Consider the following 16,902-nt stretch of genomic DNA (forward strand, 5'->3'; position numbering starts at 1 on the left):
ACATGCGCCGGCGGAGGGCATTGCGCGGGAAGGACAGCAGGCCTGGGCGCAAGTGCGACGCAGACAGGTTCTCCCCGTTCCGCCAGCCGTCACACCCTCGCTCACGCCTCGATGCGGGTGTCCCCTCCCCCGGTGTCCCCGGTACCCCCCGTGTCCCCACCGTCTCCGCCGCTGCCGCCCTCCGGGTCGTACGAGGGCGGGGTCGTCGCGAGCCCGAGAGCCTTGCGCGGGGTGACCGTACGGTCGACGTCGAGCAGCTCGCTGCCGGCGTCGTAGTGGTCGTAGAAGGTGTCGACGTCGGTGGCCTCGGCCGCCTTCGCCCACTCCCCGCGCGCGCTGCGCAGGTCCTTCACCAGGGCGGCGACGCTGGGCGAGGCGGCAGGGGCGAACCGGTGTTCGGTGAGCAGGCGCGTCTGCTCGTCGAGGGCGTCCGTCACCCGCCGCGCCCACGCCTTGTGCCCCGGCAGGTCGTCGTCGACGTACTCCTCGTCGGGCGCCGTGTCCATGGCCGCGTTGAGGACGTGGGCCGCCTTCAGGTACGCGAGCTGGTCGGCGTCGAGCGTCGTCCCGTCCTTGCGCAGCGAGCCGGTGAGGGTGCCGTTCGGGTCGACGCTGCCGAAGACGCAGGTGACCTCGCGGTCGCCGAGGCGCCAGCTCTGACTGGTCGGGGTGAGGTAGTAGACGTCGGCTTCGTCGGGCAGGGCCCAGGCGTCCATCGCGTACTGGTCCTCAAGGGCGTAGCACTTGTCGTCGGCGACCTCGGTGACGCGGTCGTCGCCCGGGTAGGCGCCGGCCGGCAGCTTGAAGGCGGCGAACACCTCGCCGTCGTGCGTGCCGGCGCAGGGGACCTTGTCGACGTCGTAGGTGAAGCCCTCCAGGGAACCGTCCGGCGAGTCGAAGCAGTCACCCTTGACGAGGGAGAAGCTGCTGTTGTTCTCCTTGGCGGCGTCCTTGAAGCCGTCCCAGGCCTCGGACAGGCCACCGGTGCCGAGCAGCAGCGCCCACAGGGCGAGACCGACGGTCGACAGCACGGATCCGGCGATCGCCATGCCCTTGCCGCGCTCGCCCTTTTTCCGGATCTGCACGAGCGCGACGATCCCGAGAACGAGGCCGAGGGCGGGCAGGAAGCAGAGGATGCCGAGGACGAGGGAGGCGATGGCGAGGCCGTTGACGGGGGTCGGGCGGTTGTACGGGGAGTAGCCCTGGGGCCAGGAGGCGTAGGGGCCCTGGGGGTATTGGTGGGGTTGGCCCGGATACGAGGGGTACGGCGACGGTGGCTGGTCGGGTCCGGGGGGCGGGGGTATGGACACGAGTGCCGGGCTCCTCGTCGGGTGATGTGAACTGGCGTGCGACTTCGCGCATGGTAAGGGAGTTTCGCCCCCGCCGCCCCTACCCATTCCCGTCCTGAGGGGCTGCCGCCCCGGACCCCCGCTCACGGCCCTGAACGGGCCTTGTCCTCAGTCGCCGGACGGGCTGTGGGTGCCCGGCCTGTGCTGAACCCCGTACGCAACTACTCTGCGTATATGAGCCCACTGCCGGACTGCTACTGCCCCGCGGACGGCACCCGTGTCCCCGGAGGCACCCTCACCTGGTGCTGTCCCCTCTGCCGAGGCCCCCTCGACCTCGACTTCGCGCCCACCCCGGCGCCCCTCAAGTCCCTCACGGGCCGGGTCAACTCCCTCTGGCGCTACGCGGAGACGCTCCCTCTCCCCACCCCGACCACGAGCCTCGGCGAGGGCCGCACCCCCCTTGTGGAACTGCGCGACGGCGTCTCGGCCAAGCTCGACTTCCTGATGCCGACGCTCTCCTTCAAGGACCGGGGCGCGGTGCTCCTGGCCGAACTCGCCCTGCGTCTGAACCCGGCTCAGGTCATCGCCGACAGCAGTGGCAACGCGGGTACGGCGATCGCCGCGTACTGTGCCCGCGCCCGGCTGCCCTGCACGGTGTACGTCCCCGAGGGCACCTCCGCGAAGAAGCTGGAGCAGATCGAGGCGCACGGGGCGAGGGTGCGGGTGATCGACGGGGACCGGGATGCCGCGGCGGCGGCGGCCCGCGAGGCGGCGGACGCCCCGGGCACGTTCTACGCCTCCCACGTCTACAACCCGTACTTCCTGCACGGCACGAAGACGTACGTCCACGAGCTGTGGGAGGACATGGGAGGCCGCCTTCCCGACGTCATCGTCGTGCCGGTCGGCAACGGCACCCTGCTGCTGGGCGCGGCTCTGGCCGTCGCCGAACTGCACTCGGCGGGCCTCATCGACCGACGCCCCGCGCTGTACGCCGTACAGGCCGCGGCGGTCGCCCCGCTGGCGCACGCCTGGACGGAGGGCGCCCCCGACCTCACCGGCATCGCCCCGCCCCCGATGTCACCCACCCTCGCGGAGGGCATCGCGATCCCCAACCCGCCCCGGGCCCGCCAGATCCTGCGCGCGGTACGCGACTCGGGCGGCACGTTCCTGACGGTGACGGAGGATCAGATCCGGCACGCGCAAAGGGACTTGGCGTCCCGGGGGCTGTACGTGGAGTCGACCGCAGTGGCCTGCTGGGCGGCCGTACGGGAGGAGGTACTCGGGACGCGGACAGCGGTGGTGCCGTTGTGCGGGGCGGGACTCAAGACAGGCCTGGCGCCGCCGGTCTGACGTCGGTCCGGCGCCGTCCCGAGATCCCGCTCGACCGACTCAGCCGACGTCGAACCCCGTCGCCCGCGCCCGCTTCTCCCAGCCGGCCACATCACCCCGTACCTGTTCGAGATGGCCGAGTACGCCGGTGACCGCGTCGTCGCCCAGGGGCAGCCGCAGCGGTGTGTCCTGGGCGTCGAGGGCGGCGAGGATCAGGGCCGCCGCCTTCGACGGGTCGCCGGGCTGGGCACCGTCGCCCTCGGCGACCATCCGGCGGGTCGCGCCGACCGTGCGGACATAGACGCCGAGATCCCGGCTGACGCTCGCACGGCCGCTGTCGAACAAGTCGGTCCTGAAGGCCCCCGGTTCGACGATCAGCACCTTGATCCCGTACTGCCGGACCTCCGCCGCGAGCGCCTCGGACATGCCCTCCAGCGCGAACTTCGTCGCGCTGTACGCCCCGAAGCCCGGTGCGGAGAGCTGCCCGCCCACACTGCTCATCTGCACGATCGCGCCCGAGCCCCGCTGCCGCATGTGCGGCAGCACGGCCCGTACCAGCGCGGCAGGCCCGAACACGTGCAGGTCGAACAGGCTGCGCAGTTCGGCGTCGGTGGTCTCCTCGACGGCACCGACGTGCGTACGCCCCGCGTTGTTGACGAGCACGTCGATCCGCCCGTGCCACGCGACGACATCGTCCACGGCGGTCTTGATCGCCGCCTGGTCGGTGACGTCCAGGCGCAGCGCCTGGACCTGTTTGGGGTGGGCGGCCACAAAGCCGTCCAGCGCGCCCGTCCGTCGTGCGGCCCCGACGACCACGTCGCCCGCGGCAACCGCCGCCTCGGCGACGGCCCGCCCGAAGCCACTGCTCGCACCGGTGATGAACCAGACCCTGCTCATGAGGTCAGCCCCCTCCCCTAAACCACTGTCCGCCTACTGCGCCAACCCGCTCAGATGCTCCGTCAGCAGCCTAGACGGACAGTGCCTGCCCCCGAGGGCGCACGCCTCCACAGGGCCGAAACGCGACCCGTCCGGCTTCAGTCCTCGCCCCTGACGACGTTCCCCTCGGCCCCTCGCGAGGTCTCCCCGGCATCGCCGTCGAACGTCGCCCGCACGCAGGTGCGTACGCCGTGTCCGCGCAGTCGGCGGGCCCTCGCCCAGCCGGTCTCGGCCCTGCGGACGGTGGTCCTCGTCTTCCTGGCTTCGGCACTCACGGTGCTTCATCTTCCTTCTGCGTCCGGCCCGTTGGGGGTCCACGTCGATCTTCTGACTCCGGTTCGCCCGGTTGTGTCTCCGGGTCCCCGTCCCGGGCCGTGGGAAACATGCCCACCGCGCCCCGCATCACATGCCGGCTCCGACCGCTCGGCTCTCCGCTCGGGCGCCCTGGAGCTGGTGGCGTGCGACTGTCAGGGCGGCGGCGATGTCGCGGGTACCGGTGGCGACGCACAGGGTGTAGGAGACGTCGTTCAGCCGGTGGAGCAGCTGCGTGTCGTCCTCCTGCTGGTCGTGCTGGGCACGAAGGGTTTCGTACTGCTCGAGCAGGTCGGCGAGGACGGTGGGGTGGGCCATCAGCATGAGAGCTCTCCCTTGACGAGTGACGGGGCGGGGGTGCTGCGGGATGACTCCCGGTGGCGCGCACCCCAGGTCAGCCGCTCGGCGGCCGCTCCCGCGGTGCACCTGTGATCCCAAGCACCTGCGAACCAGGTGCCCCAGGTCTCACTGCTCAAACAGGCCCCCGCCAGACCAGGTGCTGTCACCACGCACCTCGCCGTGTCCCGCTCGGGCGGCCGGGCCCGTCCGTGTGGATCACTCCAGCGGGGGCACTCCGAGGAGTGGCCCGACATGCCCCGCCGCAAGCGGGCCGACCGCACCGCGACCCGCCGAATCCACGACCGAGGAGCAACTCCCGTGCCTGAGAACCCCGTCGGCAAGCACCCCCGCCCCGACTTCCCGCAGCAGGACCGGCGGCACCCCGGCCGGACCGGCCCGATGGACCCGTCTCCCGACCACGGCGAGGACTCGTACCCGGTCCGGGCTCCGTTGATCGCGGCGACGCGCCCGGACACCGCCGGGTCCGGCGCCACAGGCGGCCTCCCTCTCCCGTGAGCGACAAGGTGAGCGGCAAGTGGTGGAAGGTGGAAGGGAAGGGGAGGGAGTTGGGGAAGGCGGGTCACTTCGCCTGGCGGTCGATCACCGGCTCGATCACCCGTGAAGTCGACGCCGTGTGGCGCTCGGCCCGCAGGGGCGTCACCGAGGCCGGGCCGGAGCGCGACACCGCGGTGCAGTCCCTCAAGGCGGCGGGTGCCGCGCTGCTGGCCTGGGCGGTGGCGGGCTGGTGGTGGAACGCGCCGATGGCCCTGCTGGCGCCCTGGACTGCTCTGTTCCTGGTCCAGCGCACCGTCTACCGGTCGTTGGTGTCGGGGCTGCAGCAGTTCGCCGTGGTCGTGGCGGGCACACTCATCGCCGCCGGGGCGGGCGTGCTGACCCACGACACCATGGCGGCGATGGCGTTGGCGCTGCCGCTCACCGTGCTGCTCGGCAACTACGCGCGCTTCGGTGCGGAGGGTCTGTACGCGCCCACGGCCGCCCTCTTCGTCCTCGGCTACGGCTCGTACACGGGCTTCGACATCCTGCACCGGCTCCTGGAGACCCTGCTGGGCGCGGTCATCGGCATCTGCGTGAACGCCTTCGTCCTGCCGCCGGTCCACTCCCGCGACGTCCGCCGGCTGCGGGGACGGCTGCCCGAGGAGTGCGCCGACCTGCTGCACACCGCCGCGGACGGCCTCGACGGACCGTACGACCTCGAGCAGGCCCGGGGCTGGTACGACCGGGCGGTGCAAATCACCGACGTGGTGACGGATCTGCGGGCCGCGCGGCGCTGGTCGGAGGAGGGTCACCGGCTCAATCCCGGGCACCGGATGCGGCGATCCGTGTCCGAGCCGCCGCGGGCCGGCTGGGACCTCACCTGGGACCGGATCGCCGAGGACATCAGGGCGACCATGCGCACGCTGACCGAGGCCACCGTGCTGCCGGACGGCGTGCCCGGCATCCTCGCGACGCTGCTGCGGGCCGCCGGTGACGTGCTCGACCTCCAGCAGAGCGACGGCACCGACGGTCGCCGCCGTGCCGAGGCGGCGTCGACGGCGGCGGAAGCTCTCCGCCGGCTGACCCACGTACTGGCCGACGGCCGCTCCGAGACCACTCCCGAACTGGGCGGACTGACCGCGGACACCCAACGCCTCCTGGACGACCTGGCACCGCTCCTCCCGACGGGCCGGGAGACGGCCCGCCGCCCAGCCGGGCCAGGCCGGGCGGCAGCCGGTTGACCTCCGGGTCGGGACGGTGGCGGCGAGCCGGTTCCGGTCAGTGTGACCGCACGTCCCGGGGTACCCGGCGGGCGTCGCACGTCACGTCGGCGTGCTTTCGATCCCAAGGGAAGTGGTCCCATGTATGACCGCCCGAACCGAACGGACACGGATCTGCTCGGCATCTACCTCAACGACCATCTCGCCGGAGCCACCGTCGGCACGGACCGGTCCCGGTCGCTGGCCGAGTCCGAGGCCGAGCGGGACCCGGCGCTCGCCGACGCCGTGGGGCCGATCTCCGTCGAGATCGCCGAGGACCGTGCCGACCTGGTGCGGATCATGCGGTCGCTCGACGTCCCCGTACGCCGCTACAAGATCGTCGCGGGCCGGCTGGCCGAGCGGGCGGGTCGGCTCAAGGGCAACGGCCGGATCGTCCGCCGTTCTCCGCTCACCTCCATGGTGGAGCTGGAGATGCTGCGGCTGGGCGTGGAGGCGAAGGCCGCCGTCTGGCGGACGCTGCGCCGCCTGGCCGACACCGACGAGCGCCTCGACCCGGTGCGCCTCGACGGGCTTCTCGGCCGTGCCGACCGGCAACTGGACACCCTGGAACAGCTGCGCCTGCGCCAGGTCGACGAGACCTTCCAGCCCCGGGCCGAGGCGCTGACAGCGGCCCAGGGGTCGAGCTCCTGAGCGATCGGCGCCCCGGCCCTCGCCGGTCAGTGCCGACCCGTCAGCGCTGAGCCGCGTGCGCCGCCCCGTCGCGGCCGACCGTCAGGGGTGCCGGGCGGTACGGGACGTACGCCGCCCCGTCCAGACCGAGCGCGGTGGCGGAGCGCTGGAGCGCGGCCGGGGTGGCGACGTCGTCCCAGCGGCCGGTGTCGACGCGGTGTTCGAGGGCGTGCAGGGCCGCCACGGTCTCGGCGGTGGTGAACGCGCAGTGGCCCTGCCGCTCGACGTAGGCCTGCCGCAGCAGCGCGCCGTCGCCCGAGGCGCGCACCCGGGCGGCGAAGCGGGTCTCCTGCTCCACCGGAACGAGGTTGTCGGCGGTGGTGTGGATGTCGAGCAGGGGCACCTCAAGTCCCTGACCGGCGGAGGACGTTCGTTGCGCGGTGCGTACGGCGGCCGGATCGGCGGTGATCGTGGCGCCCTCGGTCAGCGTGCGCAGGTCGGCGCGCAGGTCGAGGCCGGCCGCCCGGTAGAGGGCGCGGACCTGGGTGGTGTGTACGGAACCGGCGAGCAGACGGCCGTAGTCGACGCCCCGGTTCCAGGAGTTGTTGCCGCCGACGGACTGCTCGATGGCGTACCGGCCGCCCTCGACGAACGACAGGATGCCCTGCGCGAACCACGCGTACTGCTGCTCCTGCTGGCCCGCCCAGTCGGTCGCGGCGGGCCGGTCCTTCCCGGGCGCCCAGGCGGGCAGGTTGAGGAAGGCGGCGGCCAGCGCGATCCGGGCGCGGCCCTGGGGGGTGGCCTGGGCGGCGGTGACCGCCTTGGTGAGCAGGTCGGCGGTGGCGGCGGCCTCGGCGTTGGTGCCGAACCGTACGAGTTTCACGTCCTGTGCGGGCAGCAGCAGGCGCGCGATGGTGTACTCGGCGTCCAGCTGGTAGTTCTCCAGGTCGGTGGCGCCCGCGACCAGGCCGCACTGGCCGAGCGCGCCGTCGATGATCCCGCCGCCGTCCCGGGCGAGTTGGGCGTTGACGAGCCCGCCCATCGAACTGCCGATGGCCAGCGTGCGCGACGGCTCGCCGATCTTCGCGGCGACGGCGTCGATGGTGGCGAACTGGTCCCGTTCGGCGCTGTTCAGGGCCCACATCGAGCCGTTCGGGTCGTACGACGACCCGGCGAGCGCATAGCCCTGGGCGAGCAGCTCGACGCGTACGGCCTCGGTGGGGGCGTTCCTGGCGATGGTGGGGCCGAAGCCGTGGCTGAACACCACCAGGGTGCCGTTCCAGTCGTCGGGGACGTCGGCGATCCAGGTGGCGCCGTCGGCGAGGGTGCCGGTGAGGTGGCCGGCGACGGCCGTGTCCGGCTGGGCGGCCGAGGAGGGGAGGGTGGTGAGCGCCACCGAGGTCAGCGTGGCCAGCACGGCCAGGGCGATGCGCGAACCGGTGCGGCGAGTGCGGGGGCGGGTGCGGGTGCCTGCGGGCATGGAACGGCTCCTTGCGTGGGGGGCGGCTTACGGAGCGGGACCTGACAGGTGTTCAGTGCAGTGCACTGAACGAAGACGTGGAGGAATGTAGGGCTCATTTCTTGCGGCCGTCAAGATAATGCACAACTCTGCTGGTGCGAGCGGGCGAGTTGGTGCCGAACTCGCCCGAGAGGCCCGGAATCGCCTCGCGTACGCCGACGCCGACCCCGGCGAGGCCGAAGGGCCGGGCCTCACGCGGTCACGCCCAGACGCTCCTGTTCCTCCTCGACGATCCGGCGTGCCAGCTCGGAGTCCGACACGTCGATCGCGTCCGGGGTGGCCTCGGCGACGGCGCTGCGACGGGCGTACGCGTCGAACAGACGCGTCTTGGCCTCCAGCATCTTCACCATGCGTTCGTCCACGCCCCCGGTGGCGAGGAGACGGTGCACACGGACCGGCCTGACCTGCCCCATCCGATGGGCCCGGGCCACCGCCTGGTGTTCGATGGTCGGCTTGATCTGGGGTTCGCAGATGACGACCACGGAGGCGGCCTGCATGTTGAGGCCGATGCCCGCCGCCTGGATCTGCGCCAGGAGCACCGCGGGGCCCGGGACGCCGGCGAAGTCGTCGACGATCTGCTGCCGACGCCCGGCCGCAACGCTTCCGGTGAGCGGACCGAACACCGGAGTGCCGTCGGCGATTCCGGCCGCGAGTGCCTCCTCCACCACTCCCAGTACGTCCTTGAAATAGGAGAAGACCACCGTCTTCTGCCCGTTCTCGCCGGCCTCCTGAACGATCTCCCGGAGCCGCTCCAGCTTCGCCGACTTCTCGGGGCGCAGGTAGGCGGCCCGGCGCATCGCCATGAAGTTGCCGGCGCGCACGGCATCGCGATAGGCCTCCTCGTCCGACGCGCTCAGCTCCTCCCACTCGTCGGTCTGCTGCAGACTCGGGAGTTCCGTGAGTACGTCCTCCTGGTTGCGCCGCAGGTACACCGGGGCCACGGCCTTGCGGAAGGCGACCGATCCGGCCAACGCGTCCCGTTCGCCCAGGGATTCCGCGACGTCGGTGTCGAGCATCCGGACCAGGTCGCGGAACTCCACGACCCGGTTCTCCATCGGGGTTCCGGTCATGAACAGGGCGCGCCCGCAACGCTCCGTCCACGAGGCGACCACCTGGGACCGCTTGGCCTTCGGGTTCTTCACGAAGTGCGCTTCGTCGACGACGAGCAGTCCGACCTCACCGCCGCCCGGTACGGGAAACCCGCGCAGCGCGTCGAACGTGGTCACCGCGACCCCGCCCCGCCCCTTCCAGTCGGCGAACGCGTAGTGCCGATCGGGGCCGTGGAGCACCATGACCCGCAGGGCGCTGCGGGCCTCGACCTCCCGTGTCCAGTTGACCAGGACGCTCGCCGGGCAGACGACCATGAAGTGGGTCTGTCCCTCGGCGGCCAGGTGCGCCAGCACGGCGATCGCCTGGATGGTCTTCCCGAGGCCCATCTCGTCGCCGAGGATCACCTTGCGTTGCGCGAGCGCGAACCGCGCGCCGAACGCCTGGTAACCGCGCAGGGAGACCCGCCGGTGGGTGTCGTCGAGGTGTTGGGTCCGTACCCGCTCGGCGATCTCGTCCGGCAGGAAGCCCTCGGCGGCGCCCGTGTCCGGCTGCCGCCCGGAGATCTCGGCGAGCAGGCTGTAGTACTCGGCCGAGCGGAGTTCGAAGTCCACCCAGGCCGCGATGTCGGACGAAGGCCCCCGGAGCAGGTCCACCGATGCCTGGGCGAGCAGTGCGGGCAGGCCCGCCCGCTCCGCCTCGTCCGCCAGTGACCGGATCCCGGTGACCGCCGCCGACGCGCGAGCCTTCTTCTCCTGGCCCGCCAGCAACATCCGGATCCGTCCGGTGGCGGGCCTGGCGTCGGCAAGCAACGGACCGAGCCGTTCGGACAGGACGGCGGCCCTGTCGACCGCACGGCGAGCGTCCGGGCCGGCCTCCACCAGTACGTGCAGGGCCATGACGAGCGCGGTGGTGCTCGGTTCCGGCCGGTCCACGTCGATATGGACGGCAACGGTCTGGTGCACGGCCTCGGAGAGCCGGCGGGCGGCGGCGAGCATCTGGTCGACGGTGCGCTGCCCGACCCCGGGAATCTGCCGCAACCGGTACGGTCCCGCTTCGAGAACACTGCCCAGTGTGCGCAGTCCGCTCTTCTCGACGCTCCCCAGCCGCAGCCGCCCTTCGGTGACGTCCTGCAGCCGGACGACAGGGATGGCGTCGAGCTCCCGCTTGACCGCCGCGTCGTGGATCGGCTTCAGCGCCGCCCGGGCCGCCTCCACCGCCTGCCTGTGGTCACCGATCACACCCTGCGCCGCCTCGTACAGCCGCGCTCCCCTCGCAACCGTCTCCCGCTCGCCCCGCCCCACGCGTCCCGCCCCTCTGCCGCCCTCGCCCGCAAGTCGCCCCGGCCGGTCACGGTCCCCGCTTCCGACCCCGAGGACCTGACATTCCTGTGCGGCCCCGCAGACCTGTGCCCGACCCGCCAACTAGCGGATCGGGCACGGTTCTTGATGAATCGCCGGACGTGGTCAGACGTTGAACCGGAACTCCACCACGTCCCCGTCCTGCATCACATACTCCTTGCCCTCCATACGGGCCTTGCCCTTGGCGCGGGCCTCGGCCACCGAGCCCATTTCGACCAGGTCCTCGAAGGAGATGACCTCCGCCTTGATGAAGCCCTTCTGGAAGTCGGTGTGGATGACTCCGGCGGCCTCGGGGGCGGTGGCGCCCTTCTTGATGGTCCAGGCGCGGGATTCCTTGGGGCCGGCCGTCAGATAGGTCTGCAGGCCCAGGGTGTCGAAGCCGACTCGGGCCAGGGTCGCCATGCCGGGCTCCTCGACGCCCACCGACTCCAGGAGCTCCATCGCCTCCTCGTCGTCGAGCTCGGCGAGGTCCGCCTCCAGCTTGGCGTTGAGGAAGATCGCCTCGGCGGGGGCGACCAGGGCACGCTGCTCGGCCTTGAAGTCCTCGTCGACCAGTTCGTCCTCGTCGACGTTGAAGACGTAGATGAACGGCTTGGTGGTGAGGAGGTGCAGGTCGTGGAGGAGTTCCTCGTTGCCGGAGCCCTGGACGATGCCCGCGGAGAACAGGGTGTCGCCCTTGTCCAGGATCTCCTTCGCCGCCTCGATCGCGGCGACCTTCGGCCCGACGTCCTTCTTGATGCGCGACTCGCGCTGGAGGCGCGGCAGGACCTTCTCGATCGTCTGGAGGTCCGCGAGGATCAGCTCGGTGTTGATCGTCTCGATGTCGTCCTTCGGCGAGACCTTGCCGTCGACGTGCACGACGTTCTCGTCCTGGAAGGCGCGGATGACCTGGCAGATCGCGTCGGACTCACGGATGTTCGCGAGGAACTTGTTGCCCAGGCCCTCGCCCTCCGAGGCGCCCTTCACGATGCCCGCGATGTCGACGAAGTCGACGGTCGCCGGAAGGATCTTCTGGGAGGAGAAGATCTCGGCCAGTTTCGCGAGGCGCGCGTCCGGGACGCCGACCACGCCGACGTTCGGCTCGATCGTGGCGAACGGGTAGTTGGCCGCCAGCACGTCGTTCTTGGTCAGGGCGTTGAACATGGTCGACTTGCCGACATTCGGCAGACCGACGATTCCGATCGTGAGCGACACGTTGCGACTTCCCGTACGAGAGGAGGGTGAGGAGGGTGGAGACGATCCCTCAGTCTAAGGGCTGCCGTAACCCCGGACCGGCGGCGTATCGAACGCCTGGCCAAGGGGGGACCGTCGGCGTGTCACGGTCGTTTGTCGGGCGTGGGTTCGGTGTCCGTTCGGCGTGTCTGAGGGGCTGTTCCGTGTACAGGCCCACCTAGGTTGGTCCAGTGGAGCAACACAGGATCCGACACCGTCCCCCGCACTCCGGCCCCGCCCAGCCCGGCCGCGGCGCCTCGCCGGACCCGCGCGGCGGCCGTGTCACAGGGCAGGCAGCGGCCGGATCCCGGCGTCCCCCGGCCACCGCCCGGCGGTCCGCCCCACCGTTCGTGCAGGCTCTGCGGCGGATGCCCGACCCCCGGCTCACCGGTCTCGGCGGCGGGCTGTTCTGCGCCGCGGTGATGTTCGCGCTCGGCTGTCTCGACCAGTTGCTGTTCGGGGCGTCCCTGACGGCGTACGGGGTGCTGTTCCTGCCCGTGTGTGTGCTGACCGCCGCCTGGGTGCGGGGCGCGGACCTGGTGATCGCGCCCGTCGTCGTACCCATCGCCTTCACCGTGGGCCTGCTGCCCGTGGCCGACGGTGACGGCGGGATCTTCTCCCGCCTGATGGGCATCGTCACCGCGCTCGCCACCGAGGCCGGGTGGCTGTACGGGGGGACGCTCGTCGCGGGCGTCATCGCGACCGTGCGGAAGGTCCGCCTGATGAACCGACGGCCGGGACGGGCCCGTATGCCCGTGTGAGGCGCCGGGTTCGCCGGTCGCCCCACCTGCTCCCGTGGGGCCGCCCCGTCCCGCGTCTCCCCGCCCGGTCACGCCTCCTTGGACGCCCGCATCGCCGCGCCCACGATCCCCGCGTTGTTCTGCAGTTCCGCCGGGACGATCTCCGCCTTGATGCCCTCGATCAGCGGCAGGAACTTCTGGGACTTGCGGCTGACACCGCCGCCGATGATGAACAGCTCCGGGGAGAACAACATCTCCACATGGGCGAGGTACTTCTGGACGCGGTGGGCCCAGTGCTCCCACGTCAGCTCGTTGTCGTCCTTGGCCTTGGTGGACGCCCGGGTCTCCGCGTCGTGGCCGTGCAGTTCCAGGTGGCCCAGTTCCGTGTTCGGGACCAGGACGCCCTCGACGAAGAGGGCGCTGCCGATGCCCGTGCCGAAGGTGAGGAGGGCGACCGTGCCTCTGCGGTCGCGGCCGGCGCCGAACTGCATCTCGGCGACGCCCGCCGCGTCCGCGTCGTTCAGCACCGTCACCGGGAGGCCGCCCAGCCGGTCGCTCAGCAACGCGCGCGCGTCCGTGTCGATCCAGTTCTTGTCGACGTTCGCCGCCGTACGGATCGTCGAGCCGCCGGTGACCACGCCCGGGAAGGTGATGCCGACCGGGCCCGTCCAGCCGAAGTGGTCGACGACCTCCTTCACGCCGTCCGCCACCGCGTCGGGTGTGGCCGGTTGCGGGGTCAGCACCTTGAAGCGCTCCTCCGCGAGGTCGCCCCTGTCCAGGTCCACAGGGGCGCCCTTGATCCCTGACCCGCCGATGTCCACGCCGAAGATGTGCATGGCTCTACGTTACGGCGTAGGACTGACAGTCACTCGCCCGAGGGGGTCGTAGCGGCCTCGGGGGCGGTGGCACCCGTGCGCTGGGCCACCAGCTCCGCCGCCTCCGCGCGCAGGTCACGGCGCAGTTCCTTCGGCAGCGAGAACGTGATGGACTCCTCGGCCGCCTTGACGAGCTCCACGTCCTCGAAGCCTCGCTGCGACAGCCACTCCAGGACCTGCTCGACCAGGATCTCGGGGACCGACGCGCCCGAGGTGACGCCGACCGTCGACACGCCGTCGAGCCAGGCCTCGTCGATCTCGTCGGCGAAGTCGACGAGGTACGCCTCGCGGGAGCCGGCAAGTTTCGCGACCTCGACCAGGCGGACCGAGTTCGAGGAGTTCTTGGAGCCGACGACGATCACCAGCTCCGCCTCCTCGCCCATCTGCTTCACCGCGAGCTGGCGGTTCTGGGTGGCGTAGCAGATGTCGTCGCTGGGCGGCGAGATCAGCAGCGGGAACTTCTCCTTGAGGGCGTCGACGGTCTCCATCGTCTCGTCCACGGAGAGGGTGGTCTGGGACAGCCACACGACCCTCGACGGATCGCGGACCTCGACCTTGGTGACGTCCTTCGGGCCGTCGACCAGCGTGATGTGGTCCGGGGCCTCGCCGGAGGTGCCGATGACCTCCTCGTGGCCCTCGTGACCGATCAGGAGGATGTCGTAGTCCTCGCTCGCGAAGCGGACGGCCTCCTTATGCACCTTGGTGACGAGGGGGCAGGTCGCGTCGATGGTCGCGAGCTTGCCCGCGGCGGCCTCGTCGTGCACGACCGGGGCGACGCCGTGCGCGGAGAACATGACGATGGACCCCTCGGGGACCTCCGCGGTGCGCTCGACGAAGATCGCGCCCTTCTTCTCGAGGGTCCGTACGACGTATTTGTTGTGCACGATCTCGTGCCGGACGTAGATGGGGGCCCCGTACTGTTCGAGGGCCTTCTCGACGGCGATCACGGCGCGGTCCACGCCCGCGCAGTAGCCCCGAGGGGCGGCGAGCAGGACACGGCGGCCAGGCGAAGCGGTCATGGGAACCATCGTAAGGCCGCGCTCCGCGCAGCAACGATCGTGTACCTGGGAGCTGCGCCCCCAGACCCCCTTTCGCGCTGGACGCGCTCGTCCTCAATCGCCGGACGGGCTGCAAGATGCCCGGCGATGTCAGTGGTCGCCGATAGTCTCGGCGTATGGGTCTCAACACGTCCGCTGACGCTCCGCTGCCCGTCGGTGAGGTGTCGCGGCTCATCGGGGGGTGGATCGACCGGCTCGGCGCCATCTGGGTCGAGGGGCAGATCACCCAGTTGTCTCGGCGGCCCGGTGCCGGCGTGGTGTTTCTGACGTTGCGTGATCCCTCGCACGACATCTCGGTCGCCGTCACCTGCTATCGCCAGGTGTTCGACACCGTCGCCGACGTGGTGAGCGAGGGCGCCCGGGTCGTCGTACTCGCCAAGCCCGAGTGGTACGCGCCCCGGGGGCAGTTGTCGCTGCGGGCCACCGAGATACGGCCCGTGGGGGTCGGGGAACTGCTCGCCCGGCTGGAGCAGTTGAAGAAGGCCTTGGGCAACGAGGGGCTGTTCGCCGCCGAGCGGAAGAAGGCGCTGCCCTTTCTGCCACACCTCGTCGGGCTCGTCTGCGGGCGGGCATCCGCCGCCGAGCGGGACGTCCTGGAGAACGCCCGCCGGCGCTGGCCGGCCGTCCGCTTCGAGGTGCGCAACGTCGCCGTACAGGGCGTGCACGCGGTACCGCAGGTCGTCCAGGCGGTGAAGGAGCTGGACGACCTCGACGGGGTCGATGTGATCGTCGTGGCCCGGGGCGGCGGGAGCGTGGAGGATCTGCTGCCCTTCTCCGACGAGCAGCTCGTCCGGGCGGTCGCCGCCTGTCGTACGCCGGTCGTCTCCGCCATCGGGCACGAGCCCGACCATCCGCTGCTCGACTACGTGGCGGATCTGCGGGCCTCCACTCCCACCGACGCCGCCAAGAAGGTTGTACCGGACGTGGGCGAGGAGTACGAGCGGGTGCGGTTGCTGCTCGACCGGGCCAGGCGGTCCGTCCACGCCTTCGTCGAGCGGGAGGAGCGCGGGCTCGCGCACGCCCTCGCCCGGCCCGCCATGGAGGATCCGCACCGGATGATCGACGAACGGGCCGACCAGGTCGTCGCCCTTGTCGAACGGGCCCGACGCACCCTCGGCCATCTCCTCGACCGTGCCGACTCCGAGCTGTCCCACACCCACGCGCGCGTGGTGGGCCTCTCCCCCGCCGCGACCCTGCGGCGCGGGTACGCGGTGCTGCAGCGGGCCGACGGGCACGTGGTCCGGGATCCGGGTGAGGTGGCGGCCGACGAGACGTTGCGGGCGCGGGTCGCCGAGGGTGAGTTCACTGTCCGAGTCGATGTTGTCGATGTTTAGGGTGGGCGCATGACCAGCAGCAACGCGAGCGAGTCGCTCGGCTATGAGCAGGCGCGGGACGAGCTGATCGACGTCGTACGGCGACTGGAGGTGGGCGGTACGACGCTGGAGGAGTCCCTCGCTCTCTGGGAACGCGGCGAGGAGCTGGCCAAGGTGTGCCGGCAGTGGCTGGAGGGGGCGCGCAAGCGGCTCGACGCGGCCCTGACCAAGGAACGGCCCGAGGAACCGTCCGCGGCGGGGAGCGACGAGGGCGGCGCCGAGTGACCTGCCCGCGGTTCGGTGCGCTTCGCTCCCTGTGAAGCGGATCACCATCCGCCGCCCTTTGTTGAACTTTGAACTTTCACTTTGTACTGTCGATGTCGTCAGCCGATCCCGCCGGATCCGACGCACGTCTACAGAAGGTTTGCCCATGTCCCTCGTTCTTGACCCCGCCGCCCAGGACCTGCTGTTCCGCGAGGCCCGTACCGCGAACACCTTCACCGACGAGCCGGTGTCGGACGAGCAGATCCAGGCGATCTACGACCTGGTCAAGTTCGGCCCCACCGCCTTCAACCAGAGCCCGCTGCGCATCACCCTGGTCCGCTCCGCCGAGGCCCGCGAGCGCCTCGTGCAGCACATGGCCGAGGGCAACCAGGCCAAGACCTCCACGGCGCCGCTGGTCGCGATCCTCTCCGCGGACAACGAGTTCCACGAGGAGCTGCCGACCCTGTTCCCGGCCTTCCCCCAGGCCAAGGACCTCTTCTTCAGCGAGCGTTCCGCCCGTGAGGGTGCCGCCGGACTGAACGCCGCTCTGCAGGCCGCGTACTTCATCATCGGCGTGCGCGCCGCCGGCCTCGCCGCCGGCCCGATGACCGGTGCCGACTTCGCGGGCATCCAGAAGGAGTTCCTGGACGACGACCACACCCCGCTGGCCGTCGTCAACATCGGCAACCCGGGCGCCGACGCCTGGTACCCGCGCTCCCCGCGTCTGGCGTACGACGACGTCGTCACCACCGTCTGAGGTACACCGACGCGTTCATGAGTGAGGCCCCCCGGCTCCTGGCGAATTCCAGGGGTCGTTGCAACACTGCTGGTCAGCTGGCTAGGTCCAGTAGCTTAGCGAGGCGCTCGGCTGGGGTTTCCCAGTCGAGCGTTTTGCGTGGGCGGCTGTTGAGTTCGGCGGCCACG

The 16,902-nt window shown here is 71.1% G+C and carries 16 protein-coding genes and 1 pseudogene; 8 read left to right on the forward strand and 9 right to left on the reverse strand.

Annotated elements, in window-relative coordinates:
- Positions 1-101: 101 nt before the first annotated feature.
- On the reverse strand, positions 102-1,310 hold the full coding sequence (locus tag G3I56_RS36065) for a DUF4190 domain-containing protein (RefSeq protein ID WP_164416577.1): 1,209 nt from the start codon (positions 1,308-1,310) through the stop codon (positions 102-104).
- Positions 1,311-1,523: 213 nt separating this feature from the next.
- Between G3I56_RS36065 and G3I56_RS36070 the strand changes: the two genes are divergently transcribed.
- Complete coding sequence (locus G3I56_RS36070; protein WP_164416579.1) at positions 1,524-2,639, forward strand: threonine synthase; 1,116 nt, start codon at positions 1,524-1,526, stop codon at positions 2,637-2,639.
- 39 nt (positions 2,640-2,678) lie between these two features.
- Here the strand turns inward: G3I56_RS36070 and G3I56_RS36075 are convergent, their stop codons facing one another.
- The 3 genes from G3I56_RS36075 to G3I56_RS36080 form a co-directional block, all read right to left on the reverse strand.
- Positions 2,679-3,515 carry an oxidoreductase gene (locus G3I56_RS36075; RefSeq protein WP_164416581.1) on the reverse strand — a complete coding sequence of 279 codons (837 nt, stop codon included), beginning with the start codon at positions 3,513-3,515 and terminating at the stop codon, positions 2,679-2,681.
- A gap of 137 nt (positions 3,516-3,652) precedes the next feature.
- Complete coding sequence (locus G3I56_RS43420) at positions 3,653-3,829, reverse strand: hypothetical protein (protein WP_203691508.1); 177 nt, start codon at positions 3,827-3,829, stop codon at positions 3,653-3,655.
- A gap of 127 nt (positions 3,830-3,956) precedes the next feature.
- Positions 3,957-4,190, reverse strand: a complete 234-nt coding sequence (locus G3I56_RS36080) for a DUF5133 domain-containing protein (RefSeq protein WP_164416583.1) — start codon at positions 4,188-4,190, stop codon at positions 3,957-3,959.
- Positions 4,191-4,523: 333 nt separating this feature from the next.
- Here G3I56_RS36080 and G3I56_RS36085 point away from each other — a divergent pair.
- From G3I56_RS36085 to G3I56_RS36095, 3 genes and pseudogenes are all read left to right on the forward strand, one after another.
- Positions 4,524-4,640 (forward strand): annotated as a pseudogene (locus G3I56_RS36085) (NAD(P)-dependent dehydrogenase); the annotation flags it as partial.
- A gap of 77 nt (positions 4,641-4,717) precedes the next feature.
- Positions 4,718-5,941 (forward strand): aromatic acid exporter family protein, encoded by a 1,224-nt coding sequence (locus G3I56_RS36090; protein ID WP_343240154.1) that lies wholly within the window; start codon positions 4,718-4,720, stop codon positions 5,939-5,941.
- A 120-nt stretch (positions 5,942-6,061) separates the two neighbouring features.
- Positions 6,062-6,610 (forward strand): hypothetical protein, encoded by a 549-nt coding sequence (locus tag G3I56_RS36095; RefSeq protein ID WP_164416585.1) that lies wholly within the window; start codon positions 6,062-6,064, stop codon positions 6,608-6,610.
- Between the two features lie 40 nt (positions 6,611-6,650).
- Here the strand turns inward: G3I56_RS36095 and G3I56_RS36100 are convergent, their stop codons facing one another.
- The 3 genes from G3I56_RS36100 to ychF all read right to left on the reverse strand — a co-directional run bounded on the left by G3I56_RS36100 (position 6,651) and on the right by ychF (position 11,710).
- Positions 6,651-8,069 (reverse strand): DUF6351 family protein, encoded by a 1,419-nt coding sequence (locus G3I56_RS36100; RefSeq protein ID WP_164416587.1) that lies wholly within the window; start codon positions 8,067-8,069, stop codon positions 6,651-6,653.
- Between the two features lie 230 nt (positions 8,070-8,299).
- Positions 8,300-10,459, reverse strand: coding sequence for a DEAD/DEAH box helicase (locus G3I56_RS36105; RefSeq protein WP_343240155.1), 2,160 nt, complete (start codon positions 10,457-10,459; stop codon positions 8,300-8,302).
- 162 nt (positions 10,460-10,621) lie between these two features.
- Positions 10,622-11,710, reverse strand: a complete 1,089-nt coding sequence (ychF, locus tag G3I56_RS36110; protein WP_164416588.1) for a redox-regulated ATPase YchF — start codon at positions 11,708-11,710, stop codon at positions 10,622-10,624.
- Positions 11,711-11,919: 209 nt separating this feature from the next.
- Here ychF and G3I56_RS36115 point away from each other — a divergent pair, with 209 nt between their 5' ends.
- Positions 11,920-12,489, forward strand: a complete 570-nt coding sequence (locus G3I56_RS36115) for a DUF6542 domain-containing protein (RefSeq protein ID WP_343240156.1) — start codon at positions 11,920-11,922, stop codon at positions 12,487-12,489.
- A 68-nt stretch (positions 12,490-12,557) separates the two neighbouring features.
- Here G3I56_RS36115 and G3I56_RS36120 read toward each other — a convergent pair whose 3' ends face one another.
- Together G3I56_RS36120 and G3I56_RS36125 are read right to left on the reverse strand one after the other, a co-directional pair.
- On the reverse strand, positions 12,558-13,304 hold the full coding sequence (locus G3I56_RS36120; RefSeq protein ID WP_164416589.1) for an ROK family protein: 747 nt from the start codon (positions 13,302-13,304) through the stop codon (positions 12,558-12,560).
- A 29-nt stretch (positions 13,305-13,333) separates the two neighbouring features.
- Complete coding sequence (locus G3I56_RS36125) at positions 13,334-14,371, reverse strand: 4-hydroxy-3-methylbut-2-enyl diphosphate reductase (RefSeq protein ID WP_164416590.1); 1,038 nt, start codon at positions 14,369-14,371, stop codon at positions 13,334-13,336.
- A gap of 146 nt (positions 14,372-14,517) precedes the next feature.
- Here G3I56_RS36125 and xseA point away from each other — a divergent pair, with 146 nt between their 5' ends.
- The 3 genes from xseA (at position 14,518) to G3I56_RS36140 (ending at position 16,735) form a co-directional block, all read left to right on the forward strand.
- Entirely contained in the window at positions 14,518-15,735 is a 1,218-nt protein-coding gene (gene xseA, locus G3I56_RS36130; RefSeq protein ID WP_164416592.1) for an exodeoxyribonuclease VII large subunit, read from the forward strand.
- 9 nt (positions 15,736-15,744) lie between these two features.
- Positions 15,745-15,999, forward strand: a complete 255-nt coding sequence (locus G3I56_RS36135) for an exodeoxyribonuclease VII small subunit (RefSeq protein ID WP_164416593.1) — start codon at positions 15,745-15,747, stop codon at positions 15,997-15,999.
- Between the two features lie 145 nt (positions 16,000-16,144).
- Entirely contained in the window at positions 16,145-16,735 is a 591-nt protein-coding gene (locus G3I56_RS36140) for a malonic semialdehyde reductase (protein ID WP_164416594.1), read from the forward strand.
- Positions 16,736-16,902: the final 167 nt, after the last annotated feature.

Source organism: Streptomyces sp. SID12488 (genome assembly GCF_010548275.1).
Classification (GTDB): Bacteria; Actinomycetota; Actinomycetes; order Streptomycetales; family Streptomycetaceae; genus Streptomyces.